Annotated in this window: 16 protein-coding genes and 1 pseudogene; 11 read left to right on the top strand and 6 right to left on the bottom strand. The window is 45.6% G+C overall.

The window, feature by feature from the left end; genetic code table 11:
- The first annotated feature begins 148 nt into the window (after nt 1-148).
- The 5 genes from AC58P5_RS01965 to AC58P5_RS01945 all read left to right on the top strand — a co-directional run bounded on the left by AC58P5_RS01965 (nt 149) and on the right by AC58P5_RS01945 (nt 6,238).
- Nucleotides 149-502 carry a hypothetical protein gene (locus tag AC58P5_RS01965; protein WP_497384245.1) on the top strand — a complete coding sequence of 118 codons (354 nt, stop codon included), beginning with the start codon at nt 149-151 and terminating at the stop codon, nt 500-502.
- A 644-nt stretch (nt 503-1,146) separates the two neighbouring features.
- Nucleotides 1,147-3,402, top strand: coding sequence for an ATP-binding cassette domain-containing protein (locus AC58P5_RS01960; protein WP_497384244.1), 2,256 nt, complete (start codon nt 1,147-1,149; stop codon nt 3,400-3,402).
- Between the two features lie 428 nt (nt 3,403-3,830).
- Nucleotides 3,831-4,406, top strand: coding sequence for a sigma-70 family RNA polymerase sigma factor (locus tag AC58P5_RS01955; protein ID WP_497384243.1), 576 nt, complete (start codon nt 3,831-3,833; stop codon nt 4,404-4,406).
- The gene (locus tag AC58P5_RS01950) at nt 4,396-5,451 is read left to right on the top strand and encodes a hypothetical protein (RefSeq protein ID WP_497384242.1); all 1,056 of its coding nucleotides are present in this window, start codon (nt 4,396-4,398) and stop codon (nt 5,449-5,451) included. Before AC58P5_RS01955 ends, AC58P5_RS01950 begins: the two co-directional genes overlap by 11 nt.
- Nucleotides 5,452-5,701: 250 nt before the next feature.
- Nucleotides 5,702-6,238 carry a pyridoxamine 5'-phosphate oxidase family protein gene (locus AC58P5_RS01945; RefSeq protein WP_497384241.1) on the top strand — a complete coding sequence of 179 codons (537 nt, stop codon included), beginning with the start codon at nt 5,702-5,704 and terminating at the stop codon, nt 6,236-6,238.
- An 87-nt stretch (nt 6,239-6,325) separates the two neighbouring features.
- Here the strand turns inward: AC58P5_RS01945 and pdxR are convergent, their stop codons facing one another.
- Nucleotides 6,326-7,756, bottom strand: a complete 1,431-nt coding sequence (pdxR, locus tag AC58P5_RS01940; protein WP_497384240.1) for a MocR-like pyridoxine biosynthesis transcription factor PdxR — start codon at nt 7,754-7,756, stop codon at nt 6,326-6,328.
- 272 nt (nt 7,757-8,028) lie between these two features.
- Here pdxR and AC58P5_RS01935 point away from each other — a divergent pair, with 272 nt between their 5' ends.
- Genes AC58P5_RS01935 through AC58P5_RS01925 form a run of 3 tightly spaced genes read left to right on the top strand, consistent with a single transcriptional unit; the run spans nt 8,029 to nt 11,662 of the window.
- A complete protein-coding gene (locus tag AC58P5_RS01935) occupies nt 8,029-9,519 on the top strand; it encodes an aminotransferase-like domain-containing protein (RefSeq protein ID WP_497384238.1) in 1,491 nt (496 codons plus the stop codon).
- A gap of 27 nt (nt 9,520-9,546) precedes the next feature.
- Nucleotides 9,547-10,485 carry a D-alanine--D-alanine ligase gene (locus AC58P5_RS01930; RefSeq protein ID WP_497386009.1) on the top strand — a complete coding sequence of 313 codons (939 nt, stop codon included), beginning with the start codon at nt 9,547-9,549 and terminating at the stop codon, nt 10,483-10,485.
- Nucleotides 10,478-11,662, top strand: coding sequence for an aminotransferase class I/II-fold pyridoxal phosphate-dependent enzyme (locus AC58P5_RS01925; protein WP_497384236.1), 1,185 nt, complete (start codon nt 10,478-10,480; stop codon nt 11,660-11,662). The genes AC58P5_RS01930 and AC58P5_RS01925 overlap by 8 nt, the downstream gene beginning before the upstream one ends.
- A gap of 36 nt (nt 11,663-11,698) precedes the next feature.
- On the opposite strand, the gene AC58P5_RS01920 is transcribed toward AC58P5_RS01925, so the two are convergent.
- The 3 genes from AC58P5_RS01920 to AC58P5_RS01910 all read right to left on the bottom strand — a co-directional run bounded on the left by AC58P5_RS01920 (nt 11,699) and on the right by AC58P5_RS01910 (nt 14,876).
- Complete coding sequence (locus tag AC58P5_RS01920; protein ID WP_497384235.1) at nt 11,699-12,817, bottom strand: mandelate racemase/muconate lactonizing enzyme family protein; 1,119 nt, start codon at nt 12,815-12,817, stop codon at nt 11,699-11,701.
- 279 nt (nt 12,818-13,096) lie between these two features.
- The gene (locus AC58P5_RS01915; RefSeq protein WP_497384233.1) at nt 13,097-14,239 is read right to left on the bottom strand and encodes a YncE family protein; all 1,143 of its coding nucleotides are present in this window, start codon (nt 14,237-14,239) and stop codon (nt 13,097-13,099) included.
- A gap of 154 nt (nt 14,240-14,393) precedes the next feature.
- The gene (locus tag AC58P5_RS01910) at nt 14,394-14,876 is read right to left on the bottom strand and encodes a hypothetical protein (protein WP_497384232.1); all 483 of its coding nucleotides are present in this window, start codon (nt 14,874-14,876) and stop codon (nt 14,394-14,396) included.
- Between the two features lie 632 nt (nt 14,877-15,508).
- Between AC58P5_RS01910 and AC58P5_RS01905 the strand changes: the two genes are divergently transcribed.
- Entirely contained in the window at nt 15,509-16,429 is a 921-nt protein-coding gene (locus AC58P5_RS01905; protein ID WP_497384231.1) for a tyrosine-type recombinase/integrase, read from the top strand.
- Between the two features lie 333 nt (nt 16,430-16,762).
- A complete protein-coding gene (gene ppsA, locus AC58P5_RS01900; protein WP_497384230.1) occupies nt 16,763-19,375 on the top strand; it encodes a phosphoenolpyruvate synthase in 2,613 nt (870 codons plus the stop codon).
- 90 nt (nt 19,376-19,465) lie between these two features.
- On the opposite strand, the pseudogene AC58P5_RS01895 reads toward ppsA, so the two are convergent.
- Nucleotides 19,466-19,681 (bottom strand): annotated as a pseudogene (locus tag AC58P5_RS01895) (CPBP family intramembrane glutamic endopeptidase); the annotation flags it as partial.
- On the opposite strand from AC58P5_RS01895, the gene AC58P5_RS01890 reads away from it, so the two are divergent.
- Nucleotides 19,667-20,998 (top strand): erythromycin esterase family protein, encoded by a 1,332-nt coding sequence (locus AC58P5_RS01890; RefSeq protein WP_497386008.1) that lies wholly within the window; start codon nt 19,667-19,669, stop codon nt 20,996-20,998. The pseudogene AC58P5_RS01895 and the gene AC58P5_RS01890 sit on opposite strands and share 15 nt — an antisense overlap.
- Before the next feature lie 297 nt (nt 20,999-21,295).
- On the opposite strand, the gene AC58P5_RS01885 is transcribed toward AC58P5_RS01890, so the two are convergent.
- On the bottom strand, nt 21,296-21,580 hold the full coding sequence (locus AC58P5_RS01885; RefSeq protein ID WP_497384229.1) for a DUF4183 domain-containing protein: 285 nt from the start codon (nt 21,578-21,580) through the stop codon (nt 21,296-21,298).
- Nucleotides 21,581-21,609: the final 29 nt, after the last annotated feature.

Raw genomic sequence — 21,609 nt, 5'->3', positions numbered from 1 at the left:
GTAGATAGAGTGCCTCTTTTTTGTAAATATAAGAAAGTTTCACAATCTTTAAGTATAATTGTACGGGATCAAAAAAAGTGAACATCGTCGATTAATTGTATACGGTAACATTGGTTCTGATAGACGGAGAAAAAAGGAGAAATGTAGCATGGGAATTTCTGTTTATTATACTTGTACGAGAAACCATAACCTTACCAACAGTGAGGAGCAAGAGATAACGGCCATCATGGATAAATACAATGCGGGTTTTGAAATGAAGGATATTGGAGAAACATTTTGTGTTTATGACTATGATCAGGATGAACCAACAGTGATCTTTGCAGGTTCAACAAAGCTGCCCTTTTCAGATGATTTTGAAGATACATTGCATGCGCTGATTTATTGGTTGACCTGTTTGACGGATATTAGAAGAAGTATTTCGAATGGGGATTGGCATGTGCATCTAGATGATACGGATGCCATTTGGGATGAGGAAAAGGGTTGGAAAATGCCGGAAGATTAGTGTTTCATTGCTGTCGAGACGAAAACAATGAGTACTACGCTAACATGAAACGTTGGCTTAAGTAACTTTTTGAAGACGAGGTTGCCGACATGATGTAACTATACTGTTTTAAATGAAATACGAAAAGATATAGATACTTTGCTTAATTATCGTGTGCCGTATCTTGAAGATGATTTATACGATAGAATTACGGACCGCATTGTTGAATGGGGATTTGCCCATAACGGTCCAATAAAGCGTACAATAGTTGAACATGCTTGACCCGAATCAACATAAACCGGCTGCATATCGTTTGTAGCCGGTTTAATGTCTTTTCCGGACAATCTGCCAAGTTCTTGTCGTTTCGTGATAGGTTTACACTAGGTACGTATGGATAAAGCTAGTATGGTATCAACTCATTTGCTAAGCCCCATACTTATGCGAGGAAGTGAATAACGCGAAAAGGGTACTTTACAAAGTCCGGAGTTCAGTACCCGTCAAGAGTGTGAGGGATAGCTATCTGTAAACATCAATTGTCATTTACTTATACGAATTGAATAACCGAGAAGAGCTATTGCATCACCTCCCTGGTTGGAGCTTTCTATGGACGGCGGATGGTACAATGTGTACAGAAGTGGAAATTAACTGTCGGAAGGATGTTAGTTATGAGCGAATCTAATCAGGAATATATCGTCATCTCGGCTGCGAGGGAGAACAACCTAAAGAACGTATCCTTGCGCATTCCCAAGCGGAAGATCACGATATTCACCGGGGTATCCGGATCCGGCAAGTCATCGATCGTCTTCGACACGATTGCCGCGGAATCCACACGCTTGCTGAATGAGAACTTCAGCATGTTCGTGCGTACTTTCCTGCCTCGCTATCCCCAGCCGGATGCGGACGCGATCGAAAACCTGAGCATGGCTGTTATCGTCGATCAGAAGCGCCTGGGCGGCGGTTCCCATTCCACGATGGGCACGATTACCGATATTTCACCCATTCTCCGTCTTCTTTTCTCGCGAGCGGGTCAGCCCTATGTTGGGCAAGCGCACATGTTCTCTTTTAACGATCCGCAAGGCATGTGTCCCGAATGTAACGGGATCGGTCGCAAATTAGGCATTGACATGAGCAAAGCGCTGGACATGTCAAAGTCGCTGAATGAAGGGGCAATTATGCTGCCGGACTATTCGGTGAACGGATGGGATTGGAACATGATCGTGCAGTCGGGACCCTTCGATCCCGATAAGAAGCTAAGTGAATATTCGGAAGAGGACCTGGAGCAGCTTCTGTACGGCAGGGCAAGGAAAGTGAAGATGGATTTCGCCGGGAAGGCAACGAATATTACCGTGGAAGGCGTCATTGAGAAGTTCACCAACAAATACATCAAGCAGGATGTGAAGACGAAGTCCGAGCGTACACAAAAAGCTGTTGCACCGTACATCTCCGAGGGTCCCTGCTCCAGCTGCCACGGCGCGAGACTCAATCAGGCTGCGCTCGGCTGCAAAGTCAATGGACTCAATATTGCAGAGATGTCTTCCATGGAGGTCGGCCGGCTCATTCGCGTCATTCGGGAGATTGACGATTCTGTCGCCGCGCCGATCGTTAAGTCGCTGACAGAGCGGCTGCAGCATCTGGCGGATATCGGACTTGACTATTTGACGCTGGACCGCGAAACGGATACATTGTCCGGCGGCGAGTCGCAGCGGGTCAAGATGGTGAAGCACCTGAGCGGCAGTCTGGTGGATGTCACGTACATCTTTGATGAGCCAAGCATCGGCCTGCACCCCCGTGATGTACACCGGTTGAATGAATTGCTACAGAAGCTTCGGGACAAAGGCAATACCGTGATCGTTGTCGAGCATGATCCCGATGTAATCAAGGTGGCGGATCATATCGTCGACGTCGGGCCTCATGCCGGCAGCCGCGGCGGTACCATCGTATATGAAGGAAGCTACCAAGGCCTGCTGGAGGCAGATACATTGACAGGTACCCATATGAAGCGTCCGCTCCGGCTGAAGAACGATTGCAGGCAGCCATCCGGCAAGCTGTCTATCAAGGAGGCCTCCCTTCACAACCTGCATAACGTGAGTGTAGATATTCCAACCGGAGTCCTCACATTAGTTACCGGTGTCGCCGGCTCGGGCAAGAGTACGCTGATTAACGAAGTGTTCCTCAGCCAGCATCCCGATGCGATCGTCATCGACCAATCGGCGGTAGGAATATCAACACGCTCGAATCCCGCAACCTACACGGGCATTATGGACGATGTGCGCAAGGCGTTTGCTTCCGCGAACAAAGTCAATCAAGGCTTGTTCAGCTTCAACTCCAAGGGGGCTTGCGAGAACTGCCAAGGGCTGGGTGTTGTGTACACAGACCTTGCATTCCTCGACAGCGTGAAGCTGCCATGCGAAGTATGCGGAGGCAGACGGTTCAAGGAAGAGGTGCTCTCGTACAAGCTGAACGGAAAGTCCATTGCGGAAGTGCTGGAGATGACGGTGGAGCAGGCATTGGATTTTTTCCAGCTAAAAGAGGTTGTGCGCAAACTCCAAGCGATGAGTGATGTGGGGCTTAACTATATTACACTCGGCCAGCCGCTCAGCACGCTCTCGGGCGGGGAGTGCCAGCGCATCAAGCTGGCAAGCGAGCTGCATAAGAAGGGCAGCATCTACGTGATGGACGAGCCGACGACCGGCCTGCATATGTCAGATATCGGTCACCTTCTGGAGATTATGAACCGTCTCGTGGATGCCGGCAATACGGTGATCGTCATCGAGCACAACCTCGATGTAATCAGCCAAGCGGATTGGATCATCGACATGGGACCGGACGGGGGCAGCAAGGGCGGCCAGGTGGTGTTCGAGGGCACACCTCCGCAGATCATCCATGCGGAGCAGTCGATAACGGGAAAATATTTGATGTAAGGGATGTAATGCATCAATTCGCTTTATAAGTACATTCGGTTAAGGCTTAAGGGCTAGCTAGCAGAACCGGCAGCCTTTTCAATGCGCGGCAACGAAGCAAGCGGTTCAGAGAAGGGGCCCCGCCAACATTTTATGAAAATAAACGCTAAGGACTGTTCAATAGTTAAAAAAGCCGGATTTTCCTACTTTAAGGAATCCGGCTTTTGTTTTATTCTCGTAGTGGACGCCATGATTGCCGTATAGCGGTCTGCTTTCATTCCATCTCAACTTAAAATGAAATCATTCAACGCGCCGCACTCCTGGTTGTCTTCCTGATCTGATGGCCGCCGACACTCAGCCGTTTGCAAAAAAAGAAATGAAGAACCGAACCTTTTTTCGATAGAGAGACAATATAGAGTGTAAGCCGCTTACTCAGGAGGGCCTTCTGAATGCAAAGTGAATATATGTACCAATTACTCACAAAAATGAAAGACGGTGATCAACAGGCGTTTCATACGATGTATGATGCCACCTATCAGGACGTTTACCGGACCGTCTCCTTTCTGGTGGATCATCGGCAAGACCGGGAAGATGTCATGAATGAGATCTATATGCAAATGTGGACCTCACTTGCCAACTATGATACGAACCGACCTTTCCACTTCTGGCTGCACGGCTTGGTCATCCGACAAGTGCAGAGATTTCGGGTCAAGAGCTGGCGGAGATTCCGAATTTTTGAACGCATCCGTGCCTTCTCTCGGGAGGAATCTCATTGGGATCAACCTGCTGTGTTGATGGATGGGACGAACCAAATGATATCGCAGGCCATCCAAAAGCTGACCGACAAACAGCGAACGGTGATTGTCCTCCGCTTTTTTCACGACTATACGCTGGAGGAAATCGCTACATTGCTCGATATTCCGCTGGGTACAGTCAAGTCCAGATATCATGCCGGTCTCCAGGCGCTTCGAAAAAACATATGGAATCTCCCCCCGGAAAGGATGGAAAAGATCAATGACTATTGAACGCAAAATCCGTGAACATCTGCAAAAAGAAGCGGAAACTATGGAGTGTCCTCCGGCCGTTTCCAAACGAATCGAACAATCCTATTCTCATTATTTGCAACGAAAAAGGAGCGAAATAACCATGAAAAAACGATTAATCGGTGGAATAGTTGCTGCTGTGATTTTGATTCCAACCGCAGCATATGCGGCCCCTACTCTGATTGAAATGCTTACCAGAACACCAATGACTGTTGAACAAGTCAAGACGGACGAGGTTGGCAAAGCAGCACTTGAGAAGCTGTATCGCGCATTTCCCGAAACAAAATCATTTGAGATTATCGATGCAAGCAGCGTTCAAGGTGTCCAAACAAGCATCATCCTGCAGGAAAAAGGGGGGACCGGCAAAAAGATTACCCTTCATTCAAACGGTACCACGGGTGCGATTGAACACGTGATTCAAGAGAATTGGGAGCCTAAGGAGAAGCCGCTCACTGCTTTAACCGATCAGGAAATCAAGTCGAAGACAGATGTCCTAATCGATAAACTATATGGCAGCATCGCAGAGTACGAGTTTGCTATGGAGCAAATGGAGAACCCGGATCAAAAAACGGTTATGCTGAATTACACCAAAAAGGGATCGAAAACACCGTTCTACCAGGTATTTGTTCAGGGCAATGCAATCAATATTTCTCTGATCGGAGGCGAGCCTACATCTTCAACCATTCAAATAGAAGGGTATTTCTCTAGAGATGGCAAGCCTGATTATTTTGCCGACGCCTTTTTAAACGATGCCAAACTGTTTACTTTACTAAAAATTAGCCCGACAGAATTAAAACAAGAACTGGCAAAAGGTAAATCTGTCGTGGAAGTTGCAGCATCTAAACATATCTCTAAACAACAAGTGATTGATGTCATCGCAAAAACACAGGTGGATGGACAAATTCAAGGTGAAAATAGTGGCGATGTTCCTAAAAGCAATCATTCTTATGAACAACTGTTAAAAGCTATCGAACCAAAAGTATTACAAGTTATTGAACACAAAAATGAACCCTCATCGAAGAAATAACAAGTGATTCCCACTCTCATTTAACCAAAGTGAAAGTAGGTCAAATGAGCCTCGTACTGCATGAAAGTAAGCGTCAAACAGCCCTCGCCTCATTATAGGTGGGGGTTATTTGACGCTTACTTTATCTCATGTCAGGAGAGCAATGCGTGAGTTATGGATTGCTCTAATTCTATCTATATGGACATTTAGTTTCATTCCAAAGGCTGATAAACTTGCCTAATAATCCTTCAATACACTAGGAGTGATAACAATGGATGGAGTACGTTACAAGATCAGAGAAGTGTTGGACAAGAGTAAGATGGATACATTTCTGCAGCAAGCTCGAATTGGACAACTTGGTATGGTCGATGGTCATCTGCCGTATGTAGTTCCGCTCAATTTCGTTTGGACAAATGGGAAGCTTTATTTCCATGGAGCCACCGGCGGGAGAAGAAATCAGGTTATGAGTGCTAATCCGGAAGTCTGTTTTACGGTGTGTGAAGAATATGGAACGATTACTGATCCGGTGCCTGCCAAGACGGACACGTCGTATATGAGTGTGATGATTTTTGGCAAGGCACAGCCTATCGTCGATCTGGAGGAAGCTACACTCATGCTGCAAGAAATGATGGATAAGTATGTGCCTGGTTATTATAATCGGCCGTTATCTCGGCAGCACGTAGATAAATACCGGTCGGCGGTATTTGGCGGTCCCGTTCAGGTGTACAGAATTGATCCCCATCATATCACCGCGAAAGAAAATGCAATAGAAGAAGAAAAAATGTTCAAACCTGGAAAAACCGTATAAGCTGGTTTTATTTATACATTACTTGCCGGATGGCTATTACTGGAACGTAAACGCGCACCGGGACGATTAGGGGCGCGGATGCTTGTCTTATACTAGCATCTCCGCTAGCCGATAAATGCCTTCTTCAATGGCTGCTTCATCTACTTTAGCAAAACCCAGTACCCATCCTTTACGATCGCTCTCCAAACAATACGCGCTAAGCGGATAAACACGGATTCCTTTTTGAAGTGCCAGGTTGGTCACGGCTTCTTCGTCAAAGGATCGATTAGCCTCAAGAAGCATATGCAGCCCCGTTTCTACGCCGCTTAGTGTGAAGTGTTCACTCAGACCTGTCGTGATGATGGCCTTCGTCATGGCTTCGTGTCTGCGCCGATATACATTTCGAACTCGTCTCATATGACGCATGAAATGACCATGTTCGATAAAATGAGCAAGCGTTAATTGCTCCATAATCGGAAGATGACGATAGGTTAATTCATGGACTCGGGCAAGCTGACGAATGGCCTCTTTGGGACCAATGATTGCCGATATCCGAATACCGGGAGCAACCATTTTGGAAAAACTCATCATATACAACGTGTTCTGAGGTCGCTGACTGTATAAGGTTGGAAGCGGGTCGCCGCGATATCGAAATTCGCTGTCGTAATCATCCTCGACAATCCAAAACCGCTGCCCGGCAGCCATGTGTAACAATTGTTGCCTGCGAGGCTCCGACATAATAACTCCAACCGCACACTGATGCGATGGCGTAACAAAGACAAGTTTGGATTGAGGGTGAATGCGGTTAACGCACAGCCCGTATTCGTCGACCGGAACGGGGACGACTTGCATACGCCGATACTTCATCGCCATCCAGGCAGCAGGGAAGCCGGGATCTTCAACCGAAACCGTTTCACCTTCATGCAAAAGGGCTTGTGCGATCAAATCGATGCTATGCTGCGCGCCCGAGGTTAATATGATTTGATCGATGTTCACATGAACGCCTCGTTCAAGCGACAAATAACGTTGAATCTGTTCTCGCAGCGGCAGGAATCCATAAGAGTCGCCGTAAGCCCAACTGTCCAGGTCAGTTTCAGTGGAGGCATGTAAAAATGATTGCCTCCAATTCTTTTGAAAATGTTCGTCTAAATAAGGCTCATGGGGACTGAAATCGATCTCTACTTTTCGATTTGCTTTGTCTCCGAACCAGCTGTGCAAATGCCCGATTGCAGAGTTTAATAAAGGCAATTCGGGGGGGACGGGTCCTTGTGTCGCTGCAACCTCTGAAGGACGAGCCGCATATGTCCATTTGCTGACTCTTGTTCCGCCGCGACGAGATGTGACGGTGTACCCGCGGCTGAACAGCTCCTCGTAAACAATCTGTATGGTTGAGCGGGAAACGCCAATCAATGGAGCGAGTTCGCGGGATGGGAGCAGCAATTCGCCCGGCGGCCATTTTCCGGTTGTGATATTATGAATCGCTTGGTCTAGAAGCTGCTGCCAGATGGGACGTTCGTCATCTCGGTTTACTTTGAGCATTCATTCACCTCTAGTGTTTCTCCGGGATTATGGACTGTTCCAAAACCTTAATTCTGAATATTAATTAACACTCCATTGACTGATACGTTATCATAATCCTAGTTGCTTTTGCAAACGATAGAATGATCGGGTTTTAGACCGGTACAAGTATGGATATGAGGACGTATAGGGAATAAAATGCGGAGGAACCACCGAAGGATTAAAAATCCATTGCGGTGGTTCTTTTTTTCTCACGTCTCCTATGCCATCATTATAGATGGGGGCGATGAACGATGTTCCAGGATTTCAAGCTCGTCGGTGACCGTCCGGTCGCGCTACAAGTGAAAGAATACATCAAACGGTTAATTATAAAAGGGGCGCTTCAAGCGGATCAGAAGCTGCCCTCCACACGAGAAATGAGCGGGCTGCTAAAGGTAAGCCGCAATACCGTCATTGCAGCCTATGAAGGCCTGGAGGATGACGGATTTAGGTATGCGATTCCCGGCAAAGGCAGCTATGTGGCCGCTACGGTGGGCCATTTGACTACAGAAAACGGAGGAGCTGACGGCTCTGCCGCCTGGCAGATCGACTGGAAGGCAAGAATGAACGAGTATGCGGTATCGGCTGTGGAGCTGGATAGGATGAAGCAGGGCATTCGCGCCCAAAAAGGAGTCATCTCTTTCACAAGCATCGCTCCGGATGAGCAGCTGTTTGATCTGGGGGATGTAAGGCGAGCCTTTATGGATCGAATGGCAATCGAAGGGCAGGTGCTGCTCAACTACGGCTATGCCAAGGGCTATAAACCGCTGATCGATTACCTGATCCGTTATATGGAGAATAAGGGCATCGATATAAGCGGCAAGGATATGCTGATTACAAGCGGGTTTACAGAAGGCTTTGACATTGTGCTGTCGGCACTGCGCCCTTCGGCGCGCCGCGGAGCGGCAATTTGTGAAAATCCGACCCATCATACAGCGATCAAAAATTTGAAACTGCAAGGGTTTGAAATTACCGGCATTCCGATGGAGCGTGACGGTATTGATGTGAAACAGCTTGAGAAGGTATTGCAGAAACAGACAAACAGCTTCGATCTGGCCTATTTGACTCCTTCCTATCACAACCCTACAGGCATCGTCATGTCGCCGGCGAAGCGCAGCGCCGTTATCAAATTAATGGCCCGCTATCAGATTCCGGTGATCGAGGATGGATTCAATGAGGAGCTGCGCTACTCGGGAGCGCATGTTGCCCCGTTGATAGCGACAGCAGGGCAAGGGAACGGAGTCATCTATATCGGCAGCCTCTCCAAGGTGCTGTTCCCTGGCTTGCGAGTGGGTTGGGTGCTTGGAGACCGGGCGCTGATCAACAACCTGGAAAGCATTAAGCGTGCACGCACCATTCATACATCAACAATCGATCAATCGATTTTATATCAATACTTGCTCAACGGAAATTTCGACAAATATATAAAAAAAGCACGTATGGAATATAAGCGCAAATATGAGCTGACGAAGGCATGCTGTGAAGCACATCTCCCTGAGGCGCAACTGTCCGGCGACGGGGGCTTGCATTTGTTTCTTACCTTCCCGTCAAGCGTAAATACTCGCCAACTGCTAGAAGCTTGCACAGAACAGGGTGTTATTTTTACGCCGGGAGACAAGTTTTTTATTCAAGAAGGCGAAGGGACGAATACAATGCGGCTTGGTTTTTCACGAGTAACGGATGAAAATATCGAGCGGGGTATACGGATAATCGGCCAGGTGGCGCGCAGCTTTCTTCAGGCCTAATGATTTTTAAGAGAATGAGGTGTCATGATGAAGATCGGCGTTATTATGGGTGGTATTTCCTCTGAGCGTGAGGTTTCTCTGCAGACAGGTCAAGAGATGATCCAGCATTTGGATCGCAGCCGCTATGAGGCGGTTCCCATTGTGATCGATCGGCGAGCGGATTTAATCGCACAGGCTCAGCAGACCGGCATCGATCTCGCGCTATTGGCGCTTCATGGCCAGTATGGCGAGGACGGCACGGTGCAGGGAGCGCTGGAGACAATGGGCATTCCATATACAGGAAGCGGTGTCCTGGCAAGCAGCCTATGCATGAATAAGCAGCTATCCAAGAGACTGCTGAAGACTGTAGGCTTGCATACGCCTGAAGGCCTTTGCTGGCAGGGGATGGACGATTATGAACCGCAGGCGGTGAAGCAGCTGGGTTACCCGATTATTGTGAAGCCGAATACGGGGGGATCCAGCATCGGTATCCAACTGGTGCATAATGAGAAGGAATTGCTCCCGGCTGTTCAGAAAGCTTGCAGTTTCGATCAGGCGATCTTGATTGAGCCCTATATTAAAGGAACGGAGCTTACCTGCTCGATTGTGGACGGCGAGGTATTACCGATTATCGGTATTCGCTCCGCGCATTCGGAATGGTTCGACTACAAAGCGAAATATGAGACCGGCGGCGCTGAGGAAAAGGTGATCCAGCTACCTCCCGCTACCCGGCAGCGTGTGCGTGAAGCGGCGCTTGCCAGCTACCGGCTGCTGCAGTGCAAGGTCTATGCAAGGGTCGATATGATTTTGTGTCAGGATGTACCTTACGTGCTGGAAGTGAACACCTTACCCGGAATGACCGGGAACAGCCTGCTTCCGAAGAGCGCAGCAGAAGCAGGGATGACGTATACACAGCTGTTGGACCGTATTATTGCCAGCTCGCTCCTTGAGCGGAAACAGGAATGGGGGATGGTGCAAGATGTTTAGCGAAGAGGGTACAGGGCGGTTTTTATCCTCGCGTGTACGGGATATTCGGCCTTCTGGTATTCGTGCTTTTTTTGATCTGAATGCAGCAGGCGGAGATACAATCTCCCTTGGAGTCGGAGAGCCGGATTTCGTTACGCCGGAAAAGGTACGTGAAGCCTGCATTCAAGCATTGCGTGAAGGGCAGACGAAATATACCTCAAATGCCGGCTCGATGGAGCTGCGGGAGGAGCTTTCGGCTTATCTTGCCGACAGCTTCGCGCTTTCCTACGATCCCGGGCAGGAAATCATCGTGACAGTGGGGAGCAGTGAAGCCGTCGACCTGGCTCTGCGAGCCGTGATTAATCCGGGCGATGAGGTGCTTATTCCCGCGCCAAGCTATGTTGCCTATGAACCGATTACCCATCTGCATGGCGGTAAAATCGTGGAGGTGGCGACTACGGTAGAGGAGCAGTTCAAGCTGACTCCCCAAGCACTTCAAGCGGCGATTACACCTCATTCGAAGGCTTTGATGATCAATTATCCATGTAATCCGACGGGAACAATTATGACGGAGCAGGATTGGCTGCCGATTGTAGAGCTCATTATCAAACATAATTTGGTTGTCATTTCGGATGAAGTTTATGCCGAGCTGACCTATGGAAGAAAACATGTCAGTATCGCCTCCTTTCCGGGCATGAAGGAGCGTACGATTGTCATCAGCGGCTTTTCCAAAGCGTTCGCGATGACAGGCTGGCGGGTAGGCTATGCTTGCGGCCCGCGCGAGTTGATAGCCGGCATGCTGAAAATCCACCAGTACACGGCCATGTGCGCCCCTACCCTTGCACAGATCGCCGCGATCGAATCCTTGCGCCATGGCTTGGCTGCCAAGGATGAGATGATGGCGAGCTACAATGAACGCCGCAAGCTGTTTGTAGCAGGCTTGAATGCAATCGGGCTGACCTGTCACGAGCCTGAGGGGGCTTTCTATGCCTTTCCTTCCATTGCTTGTACTGGCATGTCATCTCAGCAGTTCGCTCTTCGGCTGCTGGAGGAAGCGAAGGTGGCGGTCGTGCCGGGACATGTATTCGGATCCGGCGGAGAGGGCTTTATTCGCTGCTCCTATGCAGCCTCGCTCTTCGATTTGGAGAAGGTGCTGGAGCGGATGGGAAGGTTTATGCGGGTGACGCAGCCGATTTGATGAAACGATCACTACATTCCGTCACCTTGCAGGAAACTATTCGTAACTGCTTCCGTCCCATTGATAAAATGCAAGCATGTCCAAGTCGATTTCAATCCCGATTCCGATGCCGGATGGAATGGCTATCTCACCATTTGAAGGTTGAACCGAAATCAAATGGTTAAACGGGTTGTGCATCACATCCCATTCCACAGGTTCGATCATTTCCGTTTCCATTTTGCTCCATGGTTCCAAGCAGGCTTGAGCGAATAAAGCATATAAGCGTGTTAATGCACCATCAAAAGCATGAGGCGTTGCACGAATGCCGAATTTTCTGGCGAGGCTTAACGTTTCCCTGTACTCGTCTATCCCGGTAAGATGCAAGGGATCGGGAGTGATATAATCCAGAGCATGCTGGGAAAGCAGGGGAATAAAATCCGATGCCATTTTGATGTTCTCGCCTCCGGCCAAGGGAACAAGGAACCGGTTTCTTAATGCGGTATATTCAGCTATGTATTTAATTTGGAGCGGTTCTTCCATCCATAGGAGATTGGACCATTTCTCAAGCATAGTCTTCCACTGTAGAGCTGCCGTCACATCATAACTTTGATTGGCGTCCAGAGCCAAACTAATCTTTCCTTGCAACAAATGTTGTACCGACAGAACATGGCGCTGATCCTCAGCGATTGATTTACCGCCTATTTTTATCTTGATCCTATTAAATCCTTCGGTAACCGCTCCATTAATCGCTTCAAGTGAATCTTTGTGCCAATCCGGTTCTACTGAATAGGACTGAAACGAGGCATAGACGGGTATTTTATCCCGATATTTTCCGCCCCATAGGTCACATACGGACAACCCGCTCGATTTGGCTAAAATTTCTGTTAATGCCATACTAACAGCCGTGGCTATGCGCGAATGCCACTTTTTTAAAGTCAGAACCAATTTGCTTCTGTCAACGATCGGTTTACCTATCAAATAAGGAATGATTCGCTCCTGAAAACCTTTATGCAAGGTTGGCAGCCAATCCACACACTCCCCCCAGCCTTCGACGCCGGTATCCGTAGTAATCCGGAACAAATAATTGGTTCTGTAGGTTTTAATGCCGTTGGCATCTCCATATGCCGCGGGAAGACGATAAAAGAGCGGAAAGGTTTCGATTTTATGAATTAGCAAGCATACTATCCCCCTAAACTTGTTGTTCCTGCTTAGTATGTCACGTGTTCACCGTTTTATGTCGGAAAATAGAATGAAAGTGTCAATTATTCACGCAAGATACATCAAATGAATCGACTGAGGGAGAGTCGTAGGAGAGTTCATGACACACAGATTAACGGAGTGACGTAAAATGTTAGAGGGAACAATAAAATACACTAATGAGTTTTTTATACCAACATGATTCAAACATTTGCAGTATATAGTTGTGAAATATTTATCTTTGTAAGAACGGTTAGACTAACGTTTAGGATTATTCACTATGCCGTTTTTCACTATAAGGAAGCTATATGGATGTGAATTCTCACCTGTTTTTATTTCACCTAAAATCTTTTTAATTTTTGTATCATAAACAGAAATCGTTCCATTTTCAATATTAGCTACAAACAAATACTGATCTATTAATTTCAAGTCAGATGGTCCCTTAAATCCATCGATTTCACCAACAATTTTATTACTATTTGTATCAAAAAGCGTTACGGTTTCACCCTTTAAGTCATAAAATGTGTCCTTGTCTCTATTATTTAAATAGGCTATCCCGTTTTGATCAATAACAATTTTGTCTAACCATTTATCTAACTTAATTTCCTGTAGAAATTGACCACTTTGATCTATAATTCCGATCTTATGATCGATTGAGCTGTTGCTTACATTGCTTGTGATATACATGTTCATATTCTGAGCAACTTTTATGTCATTACCCATAAAAGGTAATCCTCGTTCTGTTAATATCTTTTGACTATTATCATCTCTATTAACAGCTAAAATGTAATTATCGGGTACATCGTTAAAGAGAGCCTTTTTTGCTTCTGTAACATTAAGATACAAATATTCTTTACTAAGTTCATAGCTGGTGACAATTCCCTTAACAAAAAGTGAAGCTTCTATTTCACTATTATTTGTATCATTAGTAATTGCGATTGGGTTACCATTCTCAGCAATTTTTTGATTTGTAGGTGCCGCTACCACATAAGATTTCCCTTTTATCTGATCACTTATAACACGAGTAGATTGTTTACTATTCTTTAGTGGAATCTCATTTTTTCTAATTCCTTTATCAAATACAATTAATTTATTTGAATTATTAGGATTTGTAAGTGAGTTTACGGATGCATACACTTCTCCATCAGAGGTATACGACAAATCTGAGATTGTTTTTTTTTCCTTCTTTAATGCATAGTGATTTATTAAACTATACTGAAAGGTGGCGGTATCTATATTATCTACCTGCAGATATAGCACGTCACCTGCTAAATCCACATATATATCGTATATTGCTTTATCGTTTCTTTTATTTTCAGGGGTAGATTCATTGCAACCAACAAGTAATGATGGTAGCAGCATTACACCTGCTGTGATAGCAGTTATTTTTTTTATGTCCATAACAACGCTCCTTAATAATAAATAGGGGAGGGGGAGCAAGTCCCCCTACTTTTAAGTGGATCTATTACACTATCGTAGGTGGAATGTTGAGTTAATGAAAACAAATATGATTTGGATGTGAATGAACATACTACATATTATTAAGCAAATTTAATTAAGACGAGGTGAATTTAACTCTTTCTTTGGTGTGCTTTGAAACGTAAATGTCTGCAGGAAATACCCAGGCATCGGTTTGATCGGCCATGCAAACAAAGCAATTCCAAGCATTCCCATCTAAGTTAATAGTAGTTGTATCCAAGTAGCCTCTGTAAGGAATCTTACTGCAATACCATTCATGATTACTGGACTTAACGGCATCCCAACTATATGGATCCCCAACAGAGAGATCAAATGATTTGTTGTAGGCTGCTTTAGCTTGCGCAGAAGTAGTTTCCCACACATTCATTGCATATACTTCATTAAATTCTTTTCCCCAAGCTTGAATAGTTTGAAATTGTGAATAACCGCCTGGTCCAGGAGTAGACCAGATACAGTTATCACTTATCGTACCATCGTAAATGCCGGCATGTTCCATCCATCCTTGAAAATCCGATCCCGGTCGACTTTTGGCGTATAGTTTTTGTCCATCAGCAAGCATCTTTCCTTAAAGTCAACTAATTATATCATGAGAAACGGCGAAGAAGTTGGCTGTTCCTGGTGGCTGCGAACATAAGGAAGCAAGCCTTCACATGTATTTTTTGTCAGTCCAAGTTGCAGTACTCGCAGCTATGAGAAATGTCAGTCTAGTCCGTGACGGCGTGCGCCCCGTTTTAATAATTAATTTTCATGATAAAAACGGGTAACGGATGAACCCGATGAAACAGGGAACCCCCGAACACAACGCCGAAGATTGGAATTAGGAAAAGCGTTTTCAGTCCCTGGGATTCGAAATGCTCAAGACTAAAAATTCGTGATAAAAGAATCTCTTTTAAGATTTTATCAAGATAAAAAAGCCTGCCTTTACGTGAAAGGCTGACGCTACCATGCTACTCCCGTTGCCCGATGAACAAGAGACTTTGTTGAAACGCCTTTTTAGTATTTGCGTTGACCCAACTAAGGAAAAAATGTGTTATAATAAGTGCGCCAAATACATATTTGGCGCACTTTCCTTTTAAATCGATTTTTATTTTTATTTGCGACCAAGACTAGGGGTTCTATTATCGGTCTAACATTTAGAAATAACCCAGATGTACCGGTGAGCACTTGTTGATGGAGGGGGAACGCACCTTGATGTATAGTGATGAAATCAAAGAGAGATATGCGGAGCAGATCCGTGCATTTTCATTATGGATGAAACATTCCGGATATACCGAAGCAACGCAAAAAGAGTATAGGAGGGAAGTACTGAGCTTTCTTCAATCCTTAGAAGGAAGTCCAATTGAAGAAGCCGGAAAGATAGGCGTTATCAACTTTCTTGTTTCCAAGCAACAAACGGCCGGTGAGTCTACAAGAAATCGGTCACTTTCAGCCATAAGATCCTTTTACAGCGCTTTGATCGACTTTGAGTTGGCAACGAAGAATCCGGCATTGGAAGTGAAAAAATCCAAGACCGAGAAAAATAAGAAACCCGTATATCTCGAAGAAGATGAACTGGTACAAAGCCTGGAGTATATCAAGGGAAGATATCGGAATCGGAATATCGCCATATTCCTGTTAATGGGTTATTGCGGATTGCGAGTGGGTGAAGTGCACCGACTGAACCTCTTGAACTTCAAAAAGGCAAGAGGAACGATCGAAGTGTTCGGTAAGGGGAGGAAGTGGAATGAAATCCCTCTTCCCGATATGCTTAAGGACTATTTAAGTAAAGTCTTGGAGGAGCGGCTTACTCCTTATGGCAAAAAAGAAGACGCCTTCTTTGTATCGCAAAAGGGAAGACGACTCTCGATCAGGCAGATCCAGAAGATCGCTAACCAAACTTTTTCAGCTTTTAAGGAAAAAAATCCAAAGGTAACGGACATGAATTTATCCTGCCATAAGCTGCGGCACTCTTTTGCAACCATGATGCTAAAAAAAGAGCATGATATTCGAATCGTGAAGGAGCTTATGGGGCATGCATCCATTGAAACCACCGCGCTCTATACGCATGTAAATGATGAGCAAAAGAAAAATGCGATGGCTTCTGTTAACATACCAATAGAGGCGATTGGATAGTGCTGACCGAATAGAAGACGAATGCATACGCACCTACCGGCATGTATAGCAGAGCAACTGTGATCGATCAAGCAGAGGATACCATGGAAGATCACAAAGCCGACACTCACATGGTTTTTAATGTGGTTAATAATAGCGGGAAATCAAAAAAGAACCTGGATAGTTTTGTCCGGGTTTTTGGATATTGCATATAAACAGACAGGATGATATAATCAAATCACGACTGTAAAACGTCATATGGGCATGAATGTTTCATCCTATACTTTAATTATACCGTGCCAGTGAACTCTTGTCAAATGTTTTTCTCAATTCAATGGTTAGGGGAGATATCGAATGAGTTCTTTGGTTCTCGGTTTTCAGGAAATGGAAGAAACGCAGCTTATGCTCGTTGGCGGAAAAGGGTTGAATTTAGGGAAATTATCAAAAATGGAAGGAATCCAAGTACCGGAAGGATTTTGTGTTACAACAGTGGGCTATGGAAAAGCCATCGAACAAAACGAAACGTATCATGCTTTGCTCAATCGGCTAACCTTGCTAAAAGTAGAAGATCGAGATCAAATTGGTGAAATCAGCAGGAAGATCCGACAAATCATTATGGAAGCAGAAATTCCTTCCGATGTTGTGAAAGCAGTTACTCACTATCTCTCCCGGTTTGGCGAGGAACATGCTTATGCCGTGCGTTCTAGTGCGACTGCCGAAGATTTGCCACATGCCTCTTTTGCCGGTCAACAAGACACCTATTTAAATATCATCGGCGTCGATGCCATCTTGCGGCATATCAGCAAATGCTGGGCTTCCCTATTTACGGATCGCGCGGTAATCTACCGTATGCAAAATAGGTTCGACCACAGCCAAATTTATTTATCCGTTATCGTCCAAAGGATGGTTTTCCCGCAGGCTTCGGGGATTTTATTCACCGCTGATCCGATTACCTCCAACCGAAAGCTGCTATCGATCGATGCCGGTTTTGGACTTGGAGAAGCACTGGTCTCTGGCTTGGTATCTGCCGATTGTTATAAAGTACAGGAAGATGAAATCGTCGATATAAGGATAGCAGCCAAAAAAATGGCTATCTATGGACGAAAAGAAGGCGGAACCGAGACACGGCAGATCGATCCCGATCAGCAAAAGACTCAAACACTTACCGAACAACAAATTTTACAACTGGCACGCATAGGAAGACAGATCGAAGCTTATTTTGGCCAGCCGCAAGATATCGAATGGTGTTTGGCCGACGATACCTTTTACATTGTCCAGAGCCGTCCAATCACCACTTTATATCCCATTCCTGAAGCGAACGATCAAGAAAATCACGTCTATATCTCTGTTGGTCATCAACAAATGATGACGGATCCCATAAAACCACTGGGATTGTCTTTTTTTCTGTTGACGACTTCTGCACCCATGCGTAAAGCTGGTGGAAGGTTATTTGTTGATTGCACAGATTTACTGGCTTCACCTGTACGCAGAGAAATGTTATTAAAGACCATGGGAGAACACGATCCGCTTTTAAAAGACGCACTCATGACCATAGTAGAGCGAGAAGGTTTTATAAAATGGTTACCAGATGATAACAAAACACCGAGTCCCGAAAGAAGTCATACAGAGATGCCGGCACAAATCGAAAACGATCCGACGATCGTTACTGATTTGATCAAGCGTAGTCAAACATCGATAATAGAGTTAAAACAAAACATCCGAACGAAATCCGGATCGGATTTATTTGATTTTATTCTGGAAGATATCCAGGAATTAAAGAAGATCTTATTTGACCCGCAAAGTTCGCGTGTGTTTATGGCTGCTATGAATGCCTCATCCTGGATCAATGAAAACATAAAAGAGTGGCTGGGTGAAAAAAACGCAGCAGACACGCTTTCTCAATCTGTACCCAATAATATTACTTCGGAAATGGGTCTGGCGCTAATGGATGTCGCGGATGTGATTCGTCCTTATCCAGAAGTCATCGATTATTTGCAGCATGTAAAAGATGATAACTTTTTGGATGAGTTGGTTAAGTTGGATGGGGGACAGGAAGCTCAAAACGCTATCTATTCTTATCTCCATAAATACGGAATGCGATGTGCCGGAGAAATCGATATAACTCGAACTCGTTGGAGTGAAAAACCAACTACACTTATCCCCATGATTCTTGGTAATATCAAAAACTTTGAGCCTAATGCCAGCAATCGGAAATTTGAACAAGGGCGACAGGAAGCATTGAAAAAAGAACAAGAGTTATTAGATCGATTGAAGCCATTACCGGATGGTGAACAAAAGGCCAAAGAAACCAAACGAATGATCAGCCTAATCCGGAATTTCATCGGTTATCGGGAATATCCCAAATACGGCATGATTAGTCGCTACTTCGTTTATAAGCAGGCTCTGCTAAAAGAAGCCGAACGACTCGTACAAGCGGGCGTTATTCATGAAAAAGAAGATGTATACTCTCTCACTTTTGAAGAACTTCACGAAGTCGTACGCACGAATAAACTGGATTATCAGATCATCAGCAAACGAAAAGACGAGTACAGATTATATGAAAAACTAACTCCGCCACGTGTTATCACGTCTGATGGCGAAATAATTTCGGGTCAGTACAAACGGGAAAATATCCCCGCCGAAGCCATTGTAGGCCTCGCTGTCTCTTCGGGCGTTGTAGAGGGACGCGCACGTGTCATCTTAAACATGGAAGATGCTGATCTGGAAGATGGCGATATACTAGTCACCGCCTTTACCGACCCCAGCTGGACTCCATTGTTTGTATCCATAAAAGGCCTAGTCACCGAAGTCGGTGGACTGATGACCCATGGAGCCGTTATCGCACGTGAATATGGCTTACCGGCAGTTGTCGGAGTGGAGAATGCCACCAAACTGATAAAAGACGGACAACGAATTCGCGTGCATGGAACAGAAGGGTATATTGAAATCGAGCATCTTAGGGATTAGGGAAACATACGAAAACAGCCTTCGTTCGGTACTCAGCCGGACGAAGGCTGTTATTCTTAGGTTAGTCAATAATCTGTAAGCTTTCCAAACTCAATTCTTTATGTATCTCGTTGTTCGGGACACAATGATTGCAGTAATCATGATAACGAGACCCGTAATCAGACCGGATTCTCCGATCCAAATTTCAGAATGATTTCCGGTAGTCGCACGCGCGAAGGGTCCTTGAATGACGGCATTCCATGCGGAATGGACGATAACCGCAGGCCAGACACTGCCTGTGGCAAGCCGCAAATGGGCGATATGGTAGCGATGATTAGTGCCGCTATACTAGTTGGAGGATGCACAAAGGAAGGAGGGACTCAACCGGCAGAAACGGCCCCTTCAGCTGGGCCGGTCCAGAACGATATCATCCAATCCATTGAATCACAGGCGAAGCCTTTGAAGACGATTGACCCGGCACAACCAACGGATGATCTGAAGCCGTTTAGGACCATGATCGGGGATGCCCGCTATGTGGGATTGGGGGAAAATACTCACGGAAGCTCCGAGATTTTTACGATGAAGTTTCGCCTTGTGAAGTATTTGGTCACGGAGCTGGGCTTTACGAATTTCGCAATAGAAGAGGATTGGGGAAACGGTTTGAAGCTGAACGAATACATCCGAACGGGACAAGGAAATCCCAGAGAAATATTGCAGCTGCTATATCCAACCGATGAAATTATAGCCATGGTAGATTGGATGAAAGAGTATAATGCCGATCCTTCAAACAAGAAGAAAATCCAATTTATCGGAATTGATTTAAAGGCACTGGATCAAAGCGTCTATAATAAAGTGATAGACTATGTTAAACAGCATCATCCAGATGTACTAGCAGAAGTAGAAAAGAACTATAAAGAGTTGCCGGCTGTGACCGGAAACTTGCAGGAATATATGCAGCTGACTCCTGAAGTGAAAGAAAGGTTCAAGGTTAATGCGGAGAAAGTAGTCCAATTGCTCGAAAACGAGACTAAACAGGCGAATAAAGGGGAAGATTCAAATGAGCTTGACTGGGTGAAAGGAACTGCGAAAGCGATACAGAACTTTACATCCATGATGATTCCTAGTGATTATCCAAGCCTATTGAAGCTGCACGAGCAATATCTGGCCGATCATGTAATGTGGGCTCAGGAGGCTTTAGGGGGTAAAACGATGGTCTGGGGACACAATATCCACGTAGCCAAAGGTATTATCGATAAGAGTTTATATCCAGATGCAGCCGGAAAGTTTTTGAAAGAACGTTTAGCTGATCAATATGTCGTCGTTGGCAGCACCACCGCGGAGGGCCAATTTACCTTATACAGTCAGTCCAGTGCTCCCAGCAAAGATAACCTTTCGAAGGATACGATTCCGCAGGATACAAACAGTTCTAACTATACGCTTGGAAAAGTCTCGTATGAGATGTTTTTATTGGATACTCGCGATCTTAAGGGACAGGCAGAACAATGGGTTAGAGAAAAACGACCCTTGCTGAGCCTTGGGGCACAACTCATCCCGAATGCGCCGGTATACTTTGACACGTCCCTGCAAGAGCAGTTTGACATTCTTTTTCACATACGCAAAACAAGCCCGTCCCATATCAAGTAAGAGCAAGACGACAATCCCTTCTCGGGTGACCAGAATGAAGCGGCCGGCGGTGTCACCCTTTACGATTTCGGTTCCCGTCGGTCATTCATAAAAAAGCGCGTCATCCTTTCTAATTGGTAAGAAAAGGATACGCGCTTTTCTCTTTAGAAATAGGCTTTTAACTTGATGGTGGTGGGGTGCCGCCATCTAAAAGATGGTTAGATATCGAGTTTACGGGTACCGATGGATATAAAGTCTTTACAAAATACTAGAATAACCCACAGCATCCTGTGGGCTATCCGAAGCATGATTCTTCTTTTAAGTTATAACAAATTCAACAATAAGGGGAGTTGCCGGATCAAGCGCGTCGCCTCCCGGAATCGTGATTGCAGTTGTTGTGACCGTGGAAGTATCTGCGGTTTGAAGCACTGCATTGATATATAGATTGTAATAAGCGAATGAAGCGGGAAACGCAGTAGCGGCTGTACCGGCGTCATTGGTGAAAGTAGTAGCCGCAATAGCAAAGGTTGCACCTGTACCTGTTCCGCCCCCTGTGGTGGATGTAAATCTTCTTCCGGCTACGAATGGTTTTATAATAGGCATTTTTCCACCTCCTTCCTATAGGATTATTA

This window comes from Paenibacillus sp. JT31N7 (genome assembly GCF_059692095.1).
This window is presented reverse-complemented; position numbering and strand designations above follow the sequence as displayed.